General features: G+C 34.9%; 6 protein-coding genes. 3 read left to right on the top strand and 3 right to left on the bottom strand.

Annotated features, from left to right (window positions below):
- A partial coding sequence (locus ABZC96_RS08705) for a DEAD/DEAH box helicase (protein ID WP_373030504.1) occupies window positions 1-300 on the bottom strand: 300 nt, incomplete at its 3' end.
- Window positions 301-584: 284 nt separating this feature from the next.
- Here ABZC96_RS08705 and ABZC96_RS08700 point away from each other — a divergent pair.
- A complete protein-coding gene (locus ABZC96_RS08700; protein ID WP_373030503.1) occupies window positions 585-959 on the top strand; it encodes an ankyrin repeat domain-containing protein in 375 nt (124 codons plus the stop codon).
- 9 nt (window positions 960-968) lie between these two features.
- On the top strand, window positions 969-1,880 hold the full coding sequence (locus ABZC96_RS08695; RefSeq protein WP_373030502.1) for a cation diffusion facilitator family transporter: 912 nt from the start codon (window positions 969-971) through the stop codon (window positions 1,878-1,880).
- 41 nt (window positions 1,881-1,921) lie between these two features.
- Here the strand turns inward: ABZC96_RS08695 and ABZC96_RS08690 are convergent, their stop codons facing one another.
- Window positions 1,922-2,395, bottom strand: coding sequence for a DUF2202 domain-containing protein (locus ABZC96_RS08690; RefSeq protein ID WP_373030500.1), 474 nt, complete (start codon window positions 2,393-2,395; stop codon window positions 1,922-1,924).
- Between the two features lie 238 nt (window positions 2,396-2,633).
- A complete protein-coding gene (locus ABZC96_RS08685; protein WP_373030499.1) occupies window positions 2,634-3,482 on the bottom strand; it encodes a hypothetical protein in 849 nt (282 codons plus the stop codon).
- Between the two features lie 183 nt (window positions 3,483-3,665).
- On the opposite strand from ABZC96_RS08685, the gene ABZC96_RS08680 reads away from it, so the two are divergent.
- Window positions 3,666-4,183, top strand: a 518-nt coding sequence (locus ABZC96_RS08680; protein ID WP_373030497.1) for a hypothetical protein, incomplete at its 3' end; no start/stop codon positions are given.

The raw sequence follows: 4,183 nt of genomic DNA, 5'->3' as shown, positions 1-4,183 counted from the left end.
ATGTTTACCATATGTCTTTATGCTCTCAGCTACTTGTGCTGCAAGTTCACGTGTAGGTGTAAGCACCAAAGCACGTATCTGTTTTTTCTGCATTTTTGGTTGTGTTTGAGCAAGTCGCTCAAGAAGTGGAAGCGTAAAACCAGCAGTTTTACCAGTACCCGTTTGTGCTGCAGCTAATACATCTTTTCCTTCTATAACAACAGGAATAGCTTTTTGTTGTATCGGTGTAGGAGTATCATAGCCCTGCTCTTTGATAGCTTTTAAAAGAGGTTCAGATAACCCCAAGTTTGTAAATGACATGTAATGTATACCTTATTGAACGAGCCTACCATCTATGGTATGAGGTCGGTCTTAGGCTAAGTTGGTTGTTTTATTTTATTGTAGTACCCCAAGGGTATTTTTCCCTGTAGCCAGGGTAAATAGAAGTCGTTGACCGATGTACGCTTAAATTGTATAATATTATAGCGTAATTTTATAGTAATTATAATTTTACATTTAATGAAGCCTATTAAGTGGCTTAATCCATATATAATTATTAGTTTATGTGATACAATATAATATAATCAAATAATTAGGAGACTGCTATGTTAGATGAAGACTTTATAAGACTTGAAAAAATTGTCTATGACAATAACTTAGAGGCATTTAAAAAAGAATTTGAAAACGGTATGGATGTTGACATTCAAAACACATACGGATGGACACCGCTTCATATTGCCATCAGACGTGACAGAAGAGATATGGTTGAGTATCTTTGGGAACAAGGTGCTGATATCAATAAAGTCGATGGTGTAGGATGGACTCCGCTTATGGAAGCAGTGATGGATGACATGCCGGAAATTTGTGCCTTTCTCATAGATAAAGGTGCTGATGTTACTATTGCCAATGAAAGAGGAGGAACAGCTGGAATGATTGCTCAGAAATTTGGACGTGAGTCAATGGTAAAATATTTCCAATAGCATAGTTTGATGTCACATAGCCATAATCATCACCATAAAATAAACAACTATAACCGTTCCTTTGCTATAGGAATTACGCTCAATGTCATCTTTGTGATCATTGAAGTAACTTATGGTCTTTTCGCTGATTCTTTGGCACTTATAGCAGATGCAGGACATAACCTGAGTGATGTCATGAGCCTTCTTCTTGCTTGGGGCGCAAGCTATCTGGCAACCAAACATCCTACCCATACAAGAACCTATGGCTTACGTAAAGTGACCATTATGGCTTCTTTTCTCTCTGCTGTTTTACTTTTTGTAGCCTTAGGTGGTATCGCCTGGGAATCATTGGAACGACTCTCCTCTCCACAACCAGTAAATGGAATTATCATCATTGTAGTTGCTGCTATTGGAGTCGTCATAAATACTGCTACGGCGTTACTTTTTGTAAAAGGTCAGAAACATGATCTTAACATCCGAGCTGCATACTTGCATATGGCCGCAGATGCCGCCATTTCTTTAGGCGTCGTGATTGCAGGTATAGCTATTATGCTAACAGGTTGGCTCTGGCTTGACCCAGCTATCAGTCTTGGTATAGCAGTGATCATCTTATTTGGTACATGGCATTTACTTAAAGATTCTATAGACCTTTCCATAGATGCAGTACCCCAAGGTATAGATGTTTCTCATATTCAAAGCTACCTAAGTGGTTTGGAAAATGTATCTGACATACATGACCTGCATGTTTGGGCACTCAGTACAACTGAAACTGCTCTGACCGTACATCTTGTGACTAATTGTGAGTTTATAGACAATTGTTTCTTGCAAGAAGTACAAAAACACCTTCATCACCATTTTAACATCGGACATACTACCATCCAGATTGAAAATGAAAAAGATGGTTACGTCTGTATATTAAACCGCGATGAATGTAAATTTTAATTTGTACAACAATATATTTTAAAAACAAAAACTTTATAGTTTTATGCAGCTCTTGAAAGCGCTGCTTGGAAAGCGCCTAAATGTCTTAAATTACGCTTTTTAATATTTTCATATACATTCACGACATCATTTGGCATACCTATAGAAGCATGTTCAAGGTCTTCAATATCGGTAGCCTCAATAAATTCAGCAACTTCTAATGCATCATGGATTGATTTCTTCCCTTTTTCTGTACATGCATCATAAAGCGTTTGCAGTACTAGAGATTCAAATTTACCTACAGTATCTTCATTAACATGTGATGTTTCAACACCATAGATATCACAAAGATCCCTTGCACAATCAATATGTCTCTGCTCAGCAAATTGCATCAATACAAAAGTATTTTCATCTTTATGGATCTTACCTAATGTAATATAGACATCTCTAGCTACTTTCTCACCTTCATAAATGAAAAAAAGCGTATCTTTTTGTTCTTCAGTCAGTATGGTAGTTGGATTCGTATTTATGCTCATATTAGTAATCCTTTCTAAGTTATTTCTAATTACATAACTATTATAGAAAAGAAGTATGAAATAAGCATGAAGGACTTGGAGAAGCCTGTATTGTGACCACTAGTAAATATGTTCTGTATTATGCGATAAAATGATAGGCAATTTTTGTATCATAAAAGGTTAAATGTTATTTGTTAGGTGTTGTTACTAAATTATATATTAGTGGAGAGCAATAGCTACCCTCCACTTTAAATTAAAATTATGTAGGTATACACACTGAAGGAAGACTATTGCAATCTGTATATGTATCATAGAACACTCCATTAAGAGTAATCGTTATACTCTTATCAAGATTAATCTTGACATTCACTTCTGAATTATTTCCAATGACTGATATTTCACCTTGGGTTGGACAATCATCATTAGTTGGTATCGGTATCGCTTGGATTGTTTTTATTTGAATCCATCCACCTAAACAATTTGTTTTGATGTACCCATTAAAGGTATAGTTAGCTTCGGTTTCTGTTATATTAGTTGCTGTCACAGTATATCTTTCATAGTCAACTCTATTCACACCATCTGTAGCATAACCTGTGATACTCACACTAAAACCATCGAAGGTAAAACTAATAATAGCAGAACTAAAATAGGTTTCAATACCATCATTTAAATCAATTACAGTTAGTTCTATGAATTCAAGAGTAGTATCATCTATCGCTTTTACTGTACCATCTATTGTAACATTTTCCTCGATCCCACATTCATAAAATATAACAGTGGTGCCATCATCTGATACTGTGTAATTACCATCATATGGACAGGCAATTGGGTCAGTACTTTCTATTGCATATGATGGTAAAGTAGTAGAAACTGTTTTAGCATATTGGGTGACCATGGATGTACTTTTTGCTGCAAAAGAATCACTTGTAGGAAGGATAATATCTCCAATCGCCCTTATACCCATTGACTCAAGACTTGTTACCACAGCAGCATCAGCATTTTGCTCATTAATTTCAATAAGAGATGGAGGTGTATAACTACTACCACCCCCTCCTCCACAAGCACTTAGAAATAAGGCAAATATACTAGCTAGTAAAATCTGTTTCATTTTTTTCTCCTTTACTTTTAATTATGTTTCATTATAATACAATAATAATATTAAATCTATCCCCCTAAAGGGTGACTTATATCTATTATTTATATATCAGCTTCAGATACATACCGATTATGGTAGAATTATGATTGCTAAAATAATGGTTTATTTATTTGTTGATTTAGTTGGAGGTTTGGGATGAAGAATATTTTATTGGTTGTTTTGTTGAGTGTGTTTGGTCTTGCAAAAGAAAACAGACAAACTACATACTCTTGTGAATTTACTACGTATGCAACAGACAAAGGTAGTTTTCGTGGTGATGTTATGAGATTTACGATTGTTGCAAATGACTCTAATGCTACCTATACTATGAAAGGGAACAATAACGTATCCCAAGGAAACATCATTAGAGGTGACAAAGGATTATCTTTTATTAAAGTCACTAAACTTGGAAATATCACTACAACAACCATGTCTCGTATTCCTCCAATAGATGGAAAACAAAAAGCGGTTCATAGTAGAAATATCCTTGCCGGAGGAAAACTCTTGGCAAGTCAATACTATGGAACATGTCAACTTGTGGATGAAGTTCAAACTAAAAAAGTACGTTTTAATATCTCAAAAGAAAAGAGAGATAGAATGTATAAACAGTTAAATATAAAAAGACAACTAAAATCACTTCCAAAAAAAGATGCCAAATATATCCTTGATGCACT

It is taken from the genome of Sulfurovum sp. (genome assembly GCF_041551015.1).
Taxonomy (GTDB): domain Bacteria; phylum Campylobacterota; class Campylobacteria; order Campylobacterales; family Sulfurovaceae; genus Sulfurovum.
Note: the sequence above shows the minus strand (reverse complement) of the source record. Positions and strands in the feature narration are given on the sequence as shown.

Coding starts and splice junctions, on each gene's coding strand:
- ABZC96_RS08700 (WP_373030503.1), top strand. CDS start 585: ATGTTAGATGAAGACTTTATAAGACTTGAAAAAATTGTCTATGACAAT.
- ABZC96_RS08690 (WP_373030500.1), bottom strand. CDS start 2,395: ATGAGCATAAATACGAATCCAACTACCATACTGACTGAAGAACAAAAA.
- ABZC96_RS08695 (WP_373030502.1), top strand. CDS start 969: ATGTCACATAGCCATAATCATCACCATAAAATAAACAACTATAACCGT.
- ABZC96_RS08685 (WP_373030499.1), bottom strand. CDS start 3,482: ATGAAACAGATTTTACTAGCTAGTATATTTGCCTTATTTCTAAGTGCT.